This window comes from Methylophaga sulfidovorans (assembly GCF_900114205.1).
Classification (GTDB): domain Bacteria; phylum Pseudomonadota; class Gammaproteobacteria; order Nitrosococcales; family Methylophagaceae; genus Methylophaga; species Methylophaga sulfidovorans.
In genome coordinates this window covers 34544-51289 of sequence record NZ_FOSH01000008.1, presented here as the reverse complement: position 1 = coordinate 51289, position 16746 = coordinate 34544, and the positions used below count along the sequence as shown (strand labels likewise).

The 16746-nt window shown below is 44.7% G+C and carries 16 protein-coding genes and 1 other RNA gene; 4 read left to right on the top strand and 13 right to left on the bottom strand.

Annotated features, from left to right (window positions below; all coding sequences use genetic code 11):
• Positions 1-7 precede the first annotated feature (7 nt).
• From mraY to rsmI, 9 genes are all read right to left on the bottom strand, one after another.
• Positions 8-1090, bottom strand: a complete 1083-nt coding sequence (mraY, locus tag BM232_RS08220; RefSeq protein WP_091713376.1) for a phospho-N-acetylmuramoyl-pentapeptide-transferase — start codon at positions 1088-1090, stop codon at positions 8-10.
• A complete protein-coding gene (locus tag BM232_RS08215) occupies positions 1090-2439 on the bottom strand; it encodes a UDP-N-acetylmuramoyl-tripeptide--D-alanyl-D-alanine ligase (RefSeq protein ID WP_091713373.1) in 1350 nt (449 codons plus the stop codon). The genes mraY and BM232_RS08215 overlap by 1 nt, the downstream gene beginning before the upstream one ends.
• Complete coding sequence (locus tag BM232_RS08210; RefSeq protein WP_091713371.1) at positions 2439-3977, bottom strand: UDP-N-acetylmuramoyl-L-alanyl-D-glutamate--2,6-diaminopimelate ligase; 1539 nt, start codon at positions 3975-3977, stop codon at positions 2439-2441. Before BM232_RS08210 ends, BM232_RS08215 begins: the two co-directional genes overlap by 1 nt.
• Positions 3974-5677: a peptidoglycan D,D-transpeptidase FtsI family protein gene (locus tag BM232_RS08205; RefSeq protein ID WP_091713369.1), complete on the bottom strand. Its 1704-nt coding sequence runs from the start codon at positions 5675-5677 to the stop codon at positions 3974-3976. Before BM232_RS08205 ends, BM232_RS08210 begins: the two co-directional genes overlap by 4 nt.
• Positions 5674-5967 (bottom strand): cell division protein FtsL, encoded by a 294-nt coding sequence (gene ftsL, locus BM232_RS08200; RefSeq protein ID WP_091713367.1) that lies wholly within the window; start codon positions 5965-5967, stop codon positions 5674-5676. Before ftsL ends, BM232_RS08205 begins: the two co-directional genes overlap by 4 nt.
• On the bottom strand, positions 5964-6902 hold the full coding sequence (gene rsmH, locus BM232_RS08195; protein WP_091713364.1) for a 16S rRNA (cytosine(1402)-N(4))-methyltransferase RsmH: 939 nt from the start codon (positions 6900-6902) through the stop codon (positions 5964-5966). Before rsmH ends, ftsL begins: the two co-directional genes overlap by 4 nt.
• 10 nt (positions 6903-6912) lie before the next feature.
• Positions 6913-7365 (bottom strand): division/cell wall cluster transcriptional repressor MraZ, encoded by a 453-nt coding sequence (gene mraZ / locus BM232_RS08190; RefSeq protein ID WP_091713361.1) that lies wholly within the window; start codon positions 7363-7365, stop codon positions 6913-6915.
• Between the two features lie 309 nt (positions 7366-7674).
• Positions 7675-8028: RNase P RNA component class A (rnpB, locus tag BM232_RS08185), an RNA gene on the bottom strand.
• 21 nt (positions 8029-8049) lie between these two features.
• Positions 8050-8901, bottom strand: a complete 852-nt coding sequence (gene rsmI, locus BM232_RS08180) for a 16S rRNA (cytidine(1402)-2'-O)-methyltransferase (protein WP_091713358.1) — start codon at positions 8899-8901, stop codon at positions 8050-8052.
• 91 nt (positions 8902-8992) lie between these two features.
• Here rsmI and BM232_RS08175 point away from each other — a divergent pair, with 91 nt between their 5' ends.
• From BM232_RS08175 to BM232_RS08165, 3 genes are read left to right on the top strand one after another with little or no spacing between them, the layout of a single operon-like run.
• Positions 8993-10846, top strand: a complete 1854-nt coding sequence (locus tag BM232_RS08175; protein WP_091713357.1) for a penicillin-binding protein activator — start codon at positions 8993-8995, stop codon at positions 10844-10846.
• A 2-nt stretch (positions 10847-10848) separates the two neighbouring features.
• A complete protein-coding gene (locus BM232_RS08170; protein WP_091713354.1) occupies positions 10849-11208 on the top strand; it encodes a YraN family protein in 360 nt (119 codons plus the stop codon).
• A 43-nt stretch (positions 11209-11251) separates the two neighbouring features.
• A complete protein-coding gene (locus tag BM232_RS08165) occupies positions 11252-11839 on the top strand; it encodes a BON domain-containing protein (protein WP_177207292.1) in 588 nt (195 codons plus the stop codon).
• A gap of 49 nt (positions 11840-11888) precedes the next feature.
• On the opposite strand, the gene hemJ is transcribed toward BM232_RS08165, so the two are convergent.
• Positions 11889-12314 (bottom strand): protoporphyrinogen oxidase HemJ, encoded by a 426-nt coding sequence (gene hemJ / locus BM232_RS08160; RefSeq protein ID WP_091713352.1) that lies wholly within the window; start codon positions 12312-12314, stop codon positions 11889-11891.
• Between the two features lie 57 nt (positions 12315-12371).
• Between hemJ and BM232_RS08155 the strand changes: the two genes are divergently transcribed.
• Entirely contained in the window at positions 12372-12755 is a 384-nt protein-coding gene (locus BM232_RS08155; RefSeq protein WP_091713349.1) for a PilZ domain-containing protein, read from the top strand.
• Here the strand turns inward: BM232_RS08155 and radA are convergent.
• Genes radA through dnaB form a run of 3 tightly spaced genes read right to left on the bottom strand, consistent with a single transcriptional unit; the run spans position 12752 to position 16648 of the window.
• Positions 12752-14146, bottom strand: a complete 1395-nt coding sequence (gene radA / locus BM232_RS08150; RefSeq protein ID WP_091713347.1) for a DNA repair protein RadA — start codon at positions 14144-14146, stop codon at positions 12752-12754. The two genes, BM232_RS08155 and radA, sit on opposite strands and share 4 nt — an antisense overlap.
• The gene (gene alr / locus BM232_RS08145; protein ID WP_091713344.1) at positions 14139-15224 is read right to left on the bottom strand and encodes an alanine racemase; all 1086 of its coding nucleotides are present in this window, start codon (positions 15222-15224) and stop codon (positions 14139-14141) included. Before alr ends, radA begins: the two co-directional genes overlap by 8 nt.
• A gap of 2 nt (positions 15225-15226) precedes the next feature.
• Positions 15227-16648, bottom strand: coding sequence for a replicative DNA helicase (gene dnaB / locus BM232_RS08140; RefSeq protein WP_091713342.1), 1422 nt, complete (start codon positions 16646-16648; stop codon positions 15227-15229).
• Between the last annotated feature and the right edge of the window lie 98 nt (positions 16649-16746).

Genomic DNA, 16746 nt, shown 5'->3' with positions numbered 1-16746 from the left:
CCGTATGTCATCGTATTTTCAACGTCGCTAAGCCAATCAACACCAGGAACACAGTGACAATCCAGAACCGTACAATAATGCGTGGTTCCGGCCAGCCTTTCAGTTCATAGTGATGATGAATCGGTGCCATAAGAAATACGCGTTTGCCGCGCAGTTTGTATGAGCCCACTTGAATCATCACTGACAATGTTTCGATAACAAACACACCGCCCATGATGAGTAAAACTAATTCTTGTCTGACCAGTACAGCAACGGTGCCTAACGCTGCGCCAAGAGCCAAAGCACCAACATCGCCCATAAAGACTTGTGCTGGATAAGTGTTAAACCAGAGGAATCCCAGTCCGGCACCCACCATTGCTGCACAAAAGACAACAAGTTCACCAGCACTTGGGATATAAGGAATTTGCAGATAGGTAGCAAACTCGAAATGACCACCGACATAACTAAATAAACCTAAAGCAGCTGCTACCATCACCGTCGGCATGATAGCCAGTCCATCTAAACCATCAGTTAAGTTAACTGCATTACTGCTGCCGACAATAACTAAATAGGTCAGCAGCATGTACCAGCCGCCTAAAGGAATAACAATTTCTTTTACAAACGGCACAATCAATTGCGTTTCAGCTGGCACTGTTGTCGTCATGTATAAAAATACAGCTGCACCACCGCCAAACACGGATTGCCAAAAATATTTATATCGGCTGAGCAAACCACGAGGATCCTGACGGACTAATTTAATGTAGTCGTCAACAAAACCAATCAAACCGAAGGCCAGTGTGATAGTCAGAACAACCCATATATAACGATTGCTTAGATTCGCCCACAGTAATGTGCTCACTGCAATAGCGACCAGTATTAGTGCCCCGCCCATTGTAGGCGTACCTTTCTTACTGAAGTGAGATTCAGGACCATCTTGTCTGACAACCTGACCAATCTGCCTGAAACTCAAATGACGGATCATGGTTGGCCCAATAATCAAAGCAATGCCAAGGGCTGTCATCACCCCCAGAATGGCTCTTAATGTCAGGTACTGGAAAACATTAAAACCACTATAAAACTGGCTTAGGTATTCACTTAATAACAGCAGCATTACTGTGCCTCCGCTATTGCATCGGCCAGTTTATCCAATTGCATAAAGCGAGACCCTTTAATTAAACAGGTCACATCTGCAGTTAATGTGTTTTGCAAAAGTTGTTGCAATGTTTGTACATCCTCAAAATGAATAGCATTCTCACCAAACTCTGCTGCAGCGAGCTGGCTTTTTTCTCCAACGGTGAATAAGGAGGTCACACCGGCAGATCTGGCTTGTAATCCCATGGTTTGATGAATGGCATCGCCATCCTCGCCCAACTCACCAAAATCACCGAGTACCAGCCAACGCGGTTCTTCAAACCCGGCTAATGTTTCTAATGCCCGTAGATATGAGCCAGGGTTAGCATTGTAGGTATCATCGATCAAACGGCTGCCAGACAGGCCTTTACGCATTTGTAGTCGATGAGGGACTGCCTGTATTTTGTTGAGTCCTCTGACCATGGCATCAACTGGAATATCCAATGCAACACAAACGGCAATGGCAGCTAGCGCATTGCTGACGTTATGCAAACCGGGTAAAGGCAATGTCACATGATGATTTACACCATCAATATGTACGAGAAAATGACTTGAAGCCGGTTCTGGCTGAATATAGTCCGCATGGATATCTGCTTCACTCTGCAATGCAAAACGGATGGTTTTTCTGTTGGCAATTAAGGGCTGCCAGATGGACTCATACGGCATGTCGGAATTCACCACCGCCACACCGTTTTCTTTCAAGCCCTGATAGATACTGCCTTTTTCTTTAGCAATACCTTCTTCACTGCCCAGACCTTCAAGATGAGCTGAAGCAATATTATTAATAATGGATACATCCGGTGACACAATGCTCATCAGATAAGCAATTTCACCAGGATTATTTGTGCCCATCTCGATCACAGCGTAATCATCGTTTTTATCTATACGACATACCGTTAACGGTACGCCCAGATCATTATTCAAATTACCTTGTGTAGCCGATACAGTACCCACTTCTGACAAAATAGCTTTGACCATTTCTTTCAAACTGGTTTTGCCATTACTACCCGTAATAGCAACAACTTTTGCTTGGCATTCAGATAACCAGGCATGAGCTATTTGCCCAAATGCCAGCCGGACATCATCGACCTTAATCTGCGGTAATTCATCATCCTGATATTCGCTGACTAATGCTGCAACCGCACCATTTTCTCTGGCTTTGGCTAAATAAGCATGACCATCAACATGCTCACCTTTAAAGGCAATAAACAAATCACCTGGCATCACCTTGCGTGAATCAATCACCGCACCGGTGACGGTAACATCAACGGCAGGCATATCGGCTGAAATGATTTCAGCAATTTGTTTAAGTGGTAGTTGCAGACCCATTAATGTCCTCCCACCACGTTTTTTATACCATTGGCATAAGCATCAAACACAGCCGCAACAACAGCTGCATCGTTAAATGGATAACGCACATGATTGATTTCCTGATAGGACTCATGGCCTTTACCAGCAATCAAGACAATATCGTTTGCTTCAGCATGATTTATCGCATAGGTGATCGCTAACTTACGATCATGTTCAACATGGATTTTTTGTGGCTCATCGCAGCCAGCAAGAATGTCTTCAATAATCAGTAAGTGATCTTCAGTACGTGGGTTATCATCAGTAACTATGACCTGATCCGCCTCACGTTCAGCGACTTTGCCCATAAGTGGGCGCTTACCTCTATCCCGGTCACCACCGCAGCCAAACACACACCAAAGCTGACCCGCATCCGGTAGATGTACCTGCAAAGTTCTTAATGCCTGATGTAATGCATCGGGGGTATGAGCATAATCAACCACAACCGTCGGCTGCTCGGCTTGAGTATAGATTTGCATACGGCCACTTACTGCCTGGCACTGATTAATGGCATCACGACATGGCTCTGAATCCAGCCCTAATGCGGTTAACACACCGATTGCTGCCAGAATATTATCGACATTAAACTCGCCTAAAACAGGTAAGTTGACTGAAACTGACTTATCATTAATCTGGGCATCAAACGCTACACCATCACGTTTATATGAAATGTGTTCAGCACGAATATTACTTTCGGCGTCACCGTAGGTTAATAAGGCTACATCTTTTCTGAGTTTGGAAATGACATCCGTACCAAAAGCATCATCAGCATTAATCACAGCATATTGCACAATATCCATATCAAATAACCGTTTTTTTGCTGCGGCGTAATTGGCCATCGTTTTATGGTAATCAAGATGATCGCGGCTGAGGTTAGTTAATACAGCAACATTAATCTCGACACTGTTTAAACGGCCTTGTGCCAGTGCATGTGATGAGGCTTCCAACGCTACATAATCGCAACCTTCACGTTGAAATCTTGCCAGCAGTTTTTGCATGGTGACCGGATCGGGTGTCGTCATCCCTGTCATTTCCAGATCACATAGACGACCCGCCCCCATTGTACCGATAACCCCACAAGGTTTATTTATCGATTCAAGTGCCTGAGCAATAAACTGACTCACCGACGTTTTACCATTGGTGCCTGTTACAGCAATCACTGTCATATCTGCTGAGGGATGGTCATAAAAACGGGCGGCGATAAACCCTGCTTTCGCCGCCAGATTATCGACTGAGTAAGCAATCACAACCGCTTCATTGAGCATGTCCTGCTCAGTTTCTGTTAAGGGCTGCTGCTCATCAATCAGTACTGCAAAAATATCTTTTTCCAGAGCTTGTCGAAGATGCTTTTCTCTATCCAGCGTATTTTTAGCCAAGGCTAAAAATAAACCACCAGCGGCGACTCTTCGACTGTCCATACTGATGTCGGTCAGCGAACATTCTTGTAGAACCGACTTGTCCACAACAACATCACTGAGTAATGCCATCAACGATTGAGGTTTTACGATTGAAGTCATCATTTGTGAGCCACCTGCATCTGGGTCATCGGTAAATCGTCAGGGGGAATATTTAGCAAACGCATTGCCCCTGTCATCACTTCTGCAAACACAGGCGCAGCAACTGCGCCACCGTAATATTCGCCTTGTGGCTCATCAACCATCACCACCATCGCCAGTCGAGGCGCAGAGGCAGGGATAATGCCAGCAAAGACAGATTGATAACGTTTATCGGCGTAACCACCGCTAATCGCTTTTTTGGCTGTACCGGTTTTACCCGCAACATGATAATTAGCTACCGCCGCACGTGTAGCCGTGCCACCAGGTTCAGTGACTTTCACCATCATATGCACGACTTCATGCATGATATCTGCTGAAAATTCTCGACGGCCTCGTGGCACTTTATCTGTTTTGATAAACGTTACCGGCTTAAGAATGCCGCCATCAGCTAATACGGTATAAGCTCTGGCAAGTTGCATGGCACTGGTTGATAAGCCATAGCCATAACCCATTGTGGCAATATCCAGGGTACGCCAGGATTGTGGGTCGGGCATGGTACCCATTGCTTCGCCAGGGAAATACGCACCCGTCGCTTCACCTAAACCAAAGCTGGCAAAATCATGCCATAACGCAGCAGGATCAAGTGCCAAGGCTATTTTACTGGCACCCACATTACTGGACTTTTGGATAAGGGTGGCTAAATCAATTTCGCCATAATCACGAAAATCCCTGATGGGATGACCACTGACTCGATAGTAACCGGGATGTGTATTAATAATCGTTGATGTATCAAACTGACCGGATTTTATGCCACTGGTGACCGTAAAGGGTTTCACTGTCGAGCCAGGTTCAAATAAATCTGTCACGGCACGGTTTCTTAAATCACTCGGTTTCAGACCCGCTCTATTGTTAGGGTTATAGGATGGCTGGTTAGCCATGGCTAAGACTTCACCGGTATGAGTATCTAGAATAACTGCCGTACCCGATTTAGCATGATGTTCGCTAACCGCTTTTTTCAGTGCCTGATAAGTTAAATACTGTAATCTCAGATCGATGCTTAACTGAACATTTTCACCTGATTTTGCAGGACGAATCAGTTCACCACCTTCTACATAGTTACCACGGCTATCACGCACCATACGTTTCAGGCCTGGTCGGCCCGTTAACACCGCATCATACGTCAGCTCAAGACCTTCCTGACCGATATCATCAATATTGGTAAAGCCGACGATATGAGAAGCAACTTCACCAGCCGGATAATAACGTTTGTATTCGCGTTGGAGCGCAACGCCCTGAATACCCAACTCTTTAACCTTAGCTGATAGCTCAGGTGTGATACGACGTTTTAAGTAAACGAATTCACGAGATTGATTCTGTTCAATCTTCTGTCTGATTGTTTGTGTGGATAAATCGAGTAATTTAGCCAGTTTTGGTAAACGGGGATCATTAGCAAGTACATCCTGAGGATTTAACCAGACGGAATGCACAGGTGTACTGATTGCTAAAGGCTCACCATGACGATCCAAAATCATGCCACGATGAGCTACAACTGGCACCTGACGAAGATGACGTGCATCACCCTGATGACGCAAAAACTCAGGATTAACAACTTGAATATCTGCCAGACGCCAGCACAAACCAGCGACCATCAAAACAAACATGATGCGAACCAAGTTTAGACGCCATGCACCGACTGGATGGACTTTCTGGCCGCGATACTTCATGGTTTTATCACCACTGTCATGTCTGATTTTGGTATAACCATACCTAAACGGCTCTTCGCTTCCTGTTCAATACGGCTTGGACTCGCCCAGGTACTTTCTTCCAGTAACAGACGTCCCCACTCTTCGTTCAAAGCATCACGTTGTTTTTCTAACTGTTGAAGTTGCACAAATTCGTTCCGGCTCAAATGCTTGGTATAAATCACAGACACAGCCGAAACCAAAACGACAAAAACCATCACAAATAATGGCGTATCGATTTTAATGGTTTCCAGCAGTGCTTTTATATTCATGCCAGCTTCTCCGCAATACGAAGTACAGCACTACGAGCACGAGGATTTGAGCGGGTTTCTTCTTCTGATGCTTTAATCGCTTTGCCAATAACTTTCAAACGTGGATTTAATTGATCCACAGTAATCGGGAAATGAGATGGCAAGTCATCACCCCGCGCTTCGTCACGGAAGAAGCGCTTCACAATACGGTCTTCAAGAGAATGAAAACTGATAACAGCTAGACGACCACCTACAGCCAACACATCCAAAGCCTGCTCTAATGCCGTTGTAAGTTCTTCCAGCTCGTTATTAATAAAAATCCGGATAGCCTGAAATGTTCTGGTTGCCGGATGTTTGAATTTATCGCGAGAAGGACTCGCCTTATCGACTAAATCGGCCAGTTGTTTAGTAGTAGTAATAGGAGTCTCATCGCGTGTTTCCACAATGGCTCTGGCTATACGTTTGCCATAACGCTCTTCGCCCAGTGTTTTGATAACATCTGCAATCTCATCCATCTCGGCTGTTGCCAGCCATTCAGCTGCACTCATACCAGCATCCGGATTCATCCGCATATCCAGAGGCCCATCTTTCATAAAGCTGAAACCACGTTCTGCATCATCTAACTGAGGTGACGAAACGCCGATATCCATCAAAATACCATCAATATTTCCCTGCCAGAGACGAGAGTGAACGACGGTGCTGAGCTCAGAAAAATTACCCTGCTCAATAGAAAAACGAGGATCTTCAGCGGCCAACGCCTGACCTGTTTGAATAGCTTGAGGATCACGATCCAGTCCAAGTAGACGGCCATCATCAGACAGCAATGCCAGAATCGCACGGCTGTGACCTCCACGACCAAATGTCGCATCAAGATATTTACCATCTGCCTTAACTGACAAGCCCTGAATGGTCTCGCTTAACAAGACTGGCAGATGTTCCGAGTAGTTCTCAGTCATAATTCCGCCTTTATATTGACAGGCTTTCTAATTCAGCCGGTAAAATCTCGCCAAAATCTTCTTCTAAACATTCATCCATGAGCTCATTCCAAGTTTGCTCATTCCATAATTCAAACTTGTTACCTTGACCAATCATCACCATGTTTTTATCAAGGCCTGCAAACTCACGTAATTTAGCGGGTAATAAAATACGGCCATTGCCATCCATTTCACATTCAGTGGCATAACCGAGAAGCATTCTTTTTAATCGACGTACTTGAGGATTCAAACTGGGTAATGCGGAAAGTTTTTCTTCAACAACTTCCCATTCTGGTAATGGGTATAGCTGTAAACAATGGTCAGAATGATCGATGGTAATGACTAAGCGGCCTTCACAACAGACGTCAAGATGCTTGCGGAACTTGGCTGGAACAGCCATCCGTCCTTTTGCATCCAGATTGAAAGTTGCAACACCTCGAAACACTTGTCATCCTCAAAAAACACGATCCACAAAGATCCACTTCCCCCCACTTGTCGACACTATAGGAGTGCAAATGTCCGAAGTCAAGCCTGTGAATAAACAAAATCCTCTTTTTATGACAATGACTTAGAGACTTTTCACAAAAGTGGGAGAAAAAGATTGAAGGTGTTTCTGAAGGAGGTCTTTCTTATCAAAAAACTGGCATGTGAAGTTAAAGTAAATTCTAGAATACTCATCTAAAAGACAAAAAAATAACTGCTCAGACAGAAATTTTAGCTCTGTCTGCAACAGTTATTTTAGATATTACATATAAGGTTGAGACGACCTATAAGCCGGGTTCTGTCGTGGACAATCATTCATCTGGGACTGATGTCACCATCAGCCTCAAGCAACCTACCCAGGAACAGTACGGGTCGCACATGTCTGCAAGCAGACGTTCCTCTATTTGGTCTTGCTCCAGGTGGGGTTTACCATGCCACTTCTGTTACCAGAAGCGCGGTGCGCTCTTACCGCACCCTTTCACCCTTACCGAATCGCTTCGGCGGTATACTCTCTGTTGCACTGGCCGTGGGCTCACGCCCCCCAGGTGTTACCTGGCACCTTACCCTATGGAGCCCGGACTTTCCTCACCGATATTACTATCAGTGCGATTGCCAGGTCGTCTCAGTGCGCTATTCTACCTAAACGCTAGGTTTTCTGCTGTAATTTCAACGCCAACTGATAGGCTTCATTTTTACTGCCACCAGTAATATTAGCTACCATCGCCGCCGCTTTTTTCACGGGAAGCTCAGTCAGCAAGATTTGTAGTAGCCGGTTTACTTCCTGTTCATCTGCCGTTGCTTCATGTTGACTACCACCTATCAATAAAACGCACTCGCCACGCTGTTGGTTATCATCGGCTTTGACCCACTCAATAAGTTCGATTAATGGTCGGGTTTCAATGGTTTCATGGAGTTTGGTTAACTCACGTGCCAGGCAGGCTTGTCGCTGTTCACCGAAAATCAAAACCGCATCTTCCAGTGCCGCCAACAATCGACGCGGACTTTCATAAAAAATCAATGTTCTGGCATCTGACTTCAGGGATTCCATCACTTGTTTGCGAGCTGATGATTTGGCAGGTAAAAAACCTTCAAAACTAAATCTATCAGAAGCGAGACCGGAAGCAGATAAGGCGGTAATTAAGGCACAACTTCCTGGAACCGGTGTAACGCGAATCCCTGCTTCCCTGACTGTTGTTACCAGCCGGTATCCCGGATCACTGATTAGTGGCGTGCCGGCGTCGCTGATTAATGCCACAGACTCTCCTGCAAGTAAGCGTTGGCAAAGCGCATCGCTGCGTTGTTGTTCATTATGCTCATGCAGAGAAATCGTCGATGTCTGGATAGCGTAATGTTGTAATAAATACTTACTGTGCCGGGTATCTTCAGCAGCAATCACATCAACGCTTTTTAAAACCTCAACCGCTCTGGCTGAAAAATCAGCTAAATTACCAATGGGTGTGGCGACAATGAATAATTGACCTGCCTGACTTTCGTTCACAGTCTTTCCTTAAATCTTGAATACAGTGTGGTCGTAATATACGCGAACAGGTAAGATGATGCCTCCTATGACTAATAGATAGAATGACCTTATGTTCCTGAAACACAGCTTCTGGTTATCCGCCATTATCCTCTTGAGCTTGACGGCTTGTCAGCCTGTTCAATCGCCAATCAGTATGACAAAGCCAGCTCAAATTGAAACGGTAGCCTCAGAGTTATCCGGACAATACCAGCAGGCAGCGGATGAATATGCCCAACTGGCACTGACAAATGAGGGTGCTGAAAAAGCGGCATATCAGTTGAAGGCAGCTCAAATGTATTGGCAGTCAGGCCAAGTTGAACAAAGCCAACAACAACTTGCTCAAATCAAACTCAGTTTACTGGATAAAAGTCGACGCTATGACGCAGCGATCCTGGGTGCCAATATCGCGCTTTTTAACAGTGATGGTGAGAATGCCTTAAAAGCACTTAGCGCTATTCAGGAAAAAGACTTATCCGCTCAGAATCTGAAAAATGTTCTAAAGCTCAAGGCTGATGCTTATACCTTGACTGGTAATTGGCTGGAAAAAGCTAATACTCACCTGAAACTAGAAAAAATTCTGACAGATCCTGAGTCATTGAAAAACAACCGTGAAGCTCTGTGGCAGGCATTAATGCAAATGACGCCACAAGCCTTAGATCTATTTAATCCAGGCTATCCACCCGCTGAAGACAGTGGTTGGTTTGCACTTGCCTATAATATTAAAGCTTATCAAGATAACCCGGAAGTGCTCGCTGTCGCACTTGAAGACTGGAAGCGAAGCTACCCAAATCATCCTGCTGATCCAGCGCTCTATCAAAAAACTTTGGCAGCCGGCACTCATATACCAAAAGACATCGAAAATATTGCCGTCTTACTGCCAAACTCAGGGCCATTTGTGGAAGCAGCTAAAGCGATTAAAGATGCCATTATTGCTGCGCAATATGTGAGTGGTTCATCGGCTCAGCTACACTTTTACGATATACAAACTGATGCGGTAAGTGGTCAGAGTAATGTGATATCACAATATGATGCTGCGGTTGCCAATGGCGCCGGTGTGGTGATAGGTCCACTACAAAAATCATCTGTTGAAATATTGGCAACACATTCTGACTTAAGTGTGCCGGTACTGGCTCTGAACCGTACTGATGATGATCAGAATTACAAAAATCTTTATCAATTTGGCTTAGCACCGGAAGACGAAGCTGTCGCTGTCGCTGATTACGCCAAACAATTGGGTTACAAACGCAGCATTGTGCTTGCGCCTTATAATGACTGGGGTCAACGCATCGCTTCCGCTTTCACAAATCAATGGCGAAAAGATGGTGGCACCACATTATTAGTCTCAAATTATAATGAAACTGAAAATGACTTCCGCGATACGCTCATTCCATTAATGGGATTAGATCAAAGTGAGCAACGTTATAAATCGTTGCAGGGAACATTAGGGCGCTCGCTCGACTTCGAACCACGTCGTCGTGGAGGCGTAGATTTCTTATTTTTAGTGGCGCGTCCACTTAAAGCGCGTCAGCTCGTACCACAGCTGAAATATCATCGTTCCGGTCAATTGCCCTTATTGGCGACCTCTCATGTCTATAGTGGCCAGCCAGATCCTCAGCAAAATATTGATCTGAATGATCTGATTATTTGTGATATTCCATGGGTGTTCGAACAACTCGCCGCTGAAGATCCGGTATATCAAGCACTGAAAAACCAGTCTTCGGAGAACTTTGCCAGTGCAATCCGACTCTATGCTCTAGGTGCAGATGCTTATAAGTTGATTCCACAACTTAATACACTAAGCCGAGATCCAACCAGCTCAATGGAAGGCGCTACCGGCACCTTATCGATCGACTCACAAGGACATGTCATTCGTAAAATGCTTTGGGCACAATTTGAACAAGGAGAGCTAAAGCTCATTAAATAATTATGTTTGCCAGGGAAAAAGGCCAGCAGATAGAAAAACAGGTTTCCAGCTATCTACAAAAGCATGGTATGCGTCTGATACAACAGAACTATCATTGCCGTGGAGGTGAAATCGATTTAATTATGAAAGAAAAAGATACCTTGGTATTTGTCGAGGTACGGTTTCGGAAAAATGCACGATTTGGTTCAGCACTGGAAAGCGTAAATAGTCAAAAACAGACTAAAATTATTCATACAGCGCAGCACTACATCCAAACAACATCACCTCCCTATGAGCACTATCGATTTGATGTTGTGGCGGTAACACCTGCTGACTCATCCATACAGATTGAATGGATAAAAAACGCTTTCCAGCTTAGTTAGCTAAAAAATATTAGTACATAGCGTTATTACAAGGAAAATCATTATGCTCAACATCAAAAAAGCAGCTTGGTTAGGCTTAGTTATCCCTGCCGCCACATTGTTTCTCCAAGCATGTGTGCCTGTTGTGGCAACAGGAGCAGCTACAGGCGCATCTGTTGCCTACGATCGTCGTACGACAGGTAGTGTGATTGATGATCAAGGTATCGAATTTAAAGCGTCTTACGCCATCTACAACAATAAAGAAATTTATAACCAGAGTCATATCAATGTCACCAGCTATAACGGTGTTGTTTTACTGACCGGAGAAACTCCAAGCGAGTCACTAAAACAAAAAGTGACTGCAGAAGTAAAAGCGATTCCTAAAGTCAGACGTATCTATAACGAGTTAGCGATTGCCGCCCCAAGCGCTTTGCCTTCACGTAGCAGTGATGCCTGGATTACATCAAAAATCAAAGCGAAAATGACAACAGATGAAAATACCGATCCTTTCCATGTCAAAGTGGTAACAGAACGTGGGGTTGTTTATCTAATGGGGATGGTAAGTCATGCTGAAGCGGAACAAGCCGTCAATATTGTCAGAAATTCTGCCGGTGTTCAGCGTGTAGTGAAAGTTTTTGAATACACGGATTAATACTTTCTATTAGTGAAAAAAAAGGGCTCGTTACGAGCCCTTTTTTGTATCAGAAGGGTTTAACCACAACCAAAATAACAATCGCAATAAGCGCCAGTACTGGCAACTCATTAAACCAACGATAATACGTATGACATCGCTCATTTTTATCTGCAGCAAATTTTCTTACCATAGATCCGCACATACCATGATAAGCAAACAGCAATAACACCAGCGTAAGTTTTGCATGTAGCCAGCCCATTGATGCAATCTGTTCCAGAGAATAATAACTTAATAACCACACCCCAAAAATAAGCGTCAGTAAGGCACTGGGCGTCATAATGCCGCGGTAAAGTTTGCGCTCCATAATCTTAAAACGCTCTTTTCCTGCTTCATCCTCTGTCATCGCGTGATATACAAATAATCTTGGCAGATAGAACATCGCCGAAAACCACGTCACGACAAAAATGATATGAAATGCCTTAACCCACAGCATGGTGTATTCCTCTAACAAAAACAGTGATAGTATCAGTTTAGCCATAAGGGGGTAGTTATGTCAGATTCAACCGCTCAGGATAGACGTCGTTTCAGCCGAATACCATTTGATGCTGTTGCACATATAAACACTGAAAATGGTGATTTGTTTCTCAACTGCCAAATCATTGATATTTCATTAAAAGGATTGCTTGTTCACAAACCTGGACAGTGGCAATCAGAGATCGGAGATAAATGCCGTCTCGATTTATTACTGGATAATGCACAAGTAATTATTGAGATGGAAACTGTTATTGCCCATATCGATGATGAACAGATTGGTTTTGATTGCGAAAATATCAGTTTGGACAGCATCACGCATTTAAAACGGCTAATTGAACTTAATCTAGGTGATGAAGCCATTCTCCACCGTGAACTATCAGCATTAATAGATCAGCACTAAGCGGTGATGTCCCGCAGTACAGTAATCACTTCTGATAGATGTTTCACCGCATGCACTTTCATTCCCTTCAAGTCTTTACGTGGTGCATTCGCCGCTGGCACAATCGCATGAGTGAAACCATGTTTATTGGCATCTTTAATTCGTTCTTCACCTGCTTGCACTGGACGAATTTCACCGGTCAGACCAACCTCACCAAATAACACCCAGTCTCTGGGTAATGGTTTATTACGCAGGCTGGAAATAATCGCAGCTAATACAGCTAAATCTGCTCCGGTTTCACTGAGCTTTACACCACCAACAACATTGATAAATACATCCTGATCATGACAGGTAATGCCGCCATGCCGATGCAATATAGCCAGCAGCATGGCTAAGCGATTTTGCTCAAGTCCGACCGTGACACGTCTTGGATTTCCCAGAGGACTACTATCCACCAAGGCTTGTACCTCAACCAGCATGGGCCGACTACCTTCACGTATAACGGTCACAATACTACCCGGCACTGACTCCTCACCACGCGATAAGAAAATAGCCGATGGATTACTGACTTCTTTCAGTCCCAATTCCGTCATGCCAAATACGCCCAGCTCATTGACTGCGCCAAAGCGGTTTTTGACGGCACGCAAAATCCTGAAGCGTGTTGAGGTATCCCCTTCAAAATACAGTACAGTGTCGACCATGTGTTCAAGCACCCGTGGTCCGGCTAATGCGCCTTGTTTAGTGACATGACCGACAAGAATCATTGTCGTGCCACTCGATTTAGCAAAACGTACTAACTGTGCAGCACTTTCACGTACTTGGGCCACGGTTCCGGGTGCCGATTGTAATAACTCAGTGAATACCGTTTGTATAGAATCAATCACCATCACTTGTGGTTTGCGATTTTTAGCGACCTGGATCATCTGCTCGGCATGGGTTTCAGCTAATAGATCTACTGGTGCCTGCTCCAACTGTAAGCGTTCAGCACGCAACCTGATTTGCTGTAGGGATTCTTCACCACTGACATACAGAGGGCTGATACCACTGCTATCAGCCATTGTCGCCATCGCTTGTAATAACAGTGTTGATTTACCAATACCAGGATCACCACCAATTAATACCACCGAGCCTGTGACTAAACCGCCGCCGAGAACACGGTCAAGTTCTGGCAACCCTGTGGTCCAGCGTACAGCTTGCTCAGAAGTGACTTGTCCCAATGCCTGAACTTCACTTTTTTGTTCGCCAGCGTACCCGGTATGCTTACTGATTGTGGCTTGTGCAGTTGATGAAGCACTGGAGTAAATCTCTTCCTCAAGACTGTTCCATGCACCGCAATCAGAGCAACGCCCTGCCCATTGCGGTGTTTGCGCGCCACACTCTTTACAAACATAGACCTTTTTGACTTTAGCCATCAATCACATCCCTGTTAACACGTTTACTCAAAACAGTGACCAGTTCGTAAGGAATGGTGCTAGCATATTCAGCCACCTCTTCCACCATCAATTCTGAACGCCCCCATAACAACACTTCATCACCGACCATTGCCTGAGAACAATCAGTCAGATTAATACAAATTGTATCCATGGAAATACGGCCAATAACTGGGCAGCGTTGTCCTTGAATGACCACTTCAGAACAGTTAGATAAATGTCGGCTATATCCATCGCCATAGCCAATACTCGCCACACCAATGCGTGACTGTTGCGTAGCTGTCCAGTCACCACCATAGCCAACCTGTTCACCTATGTTGAGGTCGTAAGTCGAAATTAATTGTGTCGTTAACTGCATAGCAGGTTGTAAATCATGGTCTGTACCCGCTTTACCGCCAAATGGGGAAATGCCATAAAGCATTAATCCAGGACGAACCCAGTCCAGGTGTGATTCGGGATACGCTAATACTGCAGCAGAATTAGACAAACATACTGGCAAACCGGTTTTATGTTTCAGGTTCAGCATATGCTCAAGTTGATGTTGATTACGGCTATCACCAACAAGATCGGAGTTAGCAAAATGACTCATCAGCCCGAACTCATCCAGCATATTGCCTGACGCTTTTAATCGACTAATGGCAGTTTCAACATCATCGGGTCGAATACCGAGACGGTGCATGCCACTATCAACCATAATCCAGTTAAAACTTAAAGACTGATCAAGTGTTATTGAACTCAATAAATCGACTTGAGAACTTAAATGTATCACTGGCGATAGACGTAACTCTGCCGCAAGCTGGAAATCATCAGCTGAATTAATGCCTTCCAGAATAACGATGGGATGTGTCACCCCATGTTGTCGAAGTGATACGGCCTCTGACAGTCGAGCAACAGCAAATGCATCACTGTGCTTTAAAGCTTCCGCTACAGTTGCCATGCCATGACCATAGGCATCAGCTTTGATAACCGACATCACCTTACTATTGGAAGCCGTTTGTTTTACGCGTTTAAAGTTGTACTGTAAGGCCGTAACAGAAATAGTCGCAGTGGGGAAAGTCAATGTTACTCCTCGCCGTAGCTCGGATAATTATCCTGATCTTCGTAATAACTTGGGGCAAAATTCTCAAAGCGCGTGTACTTGCCCTGGAATGTCAACGCCACGGTGCCAATTGGGCCATTACGCTGTTTACCAATAATAATTTCGGCTTTACCTTTATCAGGGGAGTCAGAATTGTAAACTTCATCACGGTAAATAAATACAATAAGATCGGCGTCCTGCTCAATCGCTCCCGACTCACGTAAATCAGACATTACCGGACGTTTATTCGGACGTTGTTCCAGACTTCGGTTCAACTGTGATAAAGCGATGACTGGCACTTCAAGCTCTTTACCTAAGGCTTTCAAAGATCTGGATATTTCAGAAATCTCTGTTGCTCTGTTTTCAGTCGCTTTTCCGGCATTACCCTGCATTAATTGCAGATAATCAATCACGATCAAGCTTAAGCCATGCTCACGTTTGAGTCGTCTGGCACGGGCACGAAGCTCCGTCGGGCTCAATGCCGGTGTGTCATCTATAAATAACGGCGCTTCATTAAGTAAAGCTATCGCTGATGTTAAGCGAGGCCAATCATCGTCATTTAACTTACCGGTACGTAAGCGATGCTGGTCAATTCTGCCAAGAGAAGACAACATACGCATGGCCAAAGCGTCGGCAGGCATCTCCATACTAAAAACGGCCACCGGTTGTTTGCTATGTATGGCACCATTTTCGGCAATATTCATAGCAAAGGTGGTTTTACCCATAGAAGGACGTCCTGCCACGATAACCAGATCGGCCGGCTGCAGACCAGAGGTTTGTTCATCAAAGTCTATGAATCCGGTCGGGAGACCTGTAATAGCACTATCTTGCTCAAATAAGCTGTCGATTTTATCAATAACTTTACTTAAGACATCTTTTACCTGAATAAAGCCACCGCCACGTTTTGCGCCTTTTTCGGCTATTTCAAAAACATGACGCTCAGCAATATCGAGCATATCCTCTTTGCTCATGCCTTCAGGCTTAAAGGCCATATTGGCAATACTATTACCGACTTTGATTAATTGGCGAAGGATAGCCCGTTCGCGCACAATTTCAGCATAGGCTGCAATATTGGCGGCGCTCGGTGTATTACGTGCAAGCATGCCCAGATAAGCGAGTTCCCCCACCTGATCCAGCTCACCACGCTTATCATGCCACTCAGCGAGTGTAATCACATCAACCGGTTCTGACCGCTCCATTAGTTGAGCAATTGCACGGTAGATTAACTGATGGTCATGACGATAGAAATCTTGCTCAACCAGAAGATCTGCCACTTGTTCCCAGGCAGCATTGTCGAGCATTAATCCGCCAAGCACTGACTGCTCAGCTTCGATTGAATGAGGCGGCACTTTCAGTGCTTCAGTGGCAGAATCCTTAAATGAATCAAAATAATTTAAGTCTTCCACAGTGTTTATAGCCTCTATTTAACTAAGAAACAATTCTCATACATGAGATGATGAAAATAAAAAAATGGAGGCCAGACAGTGAGCCCAGCCTCCATATT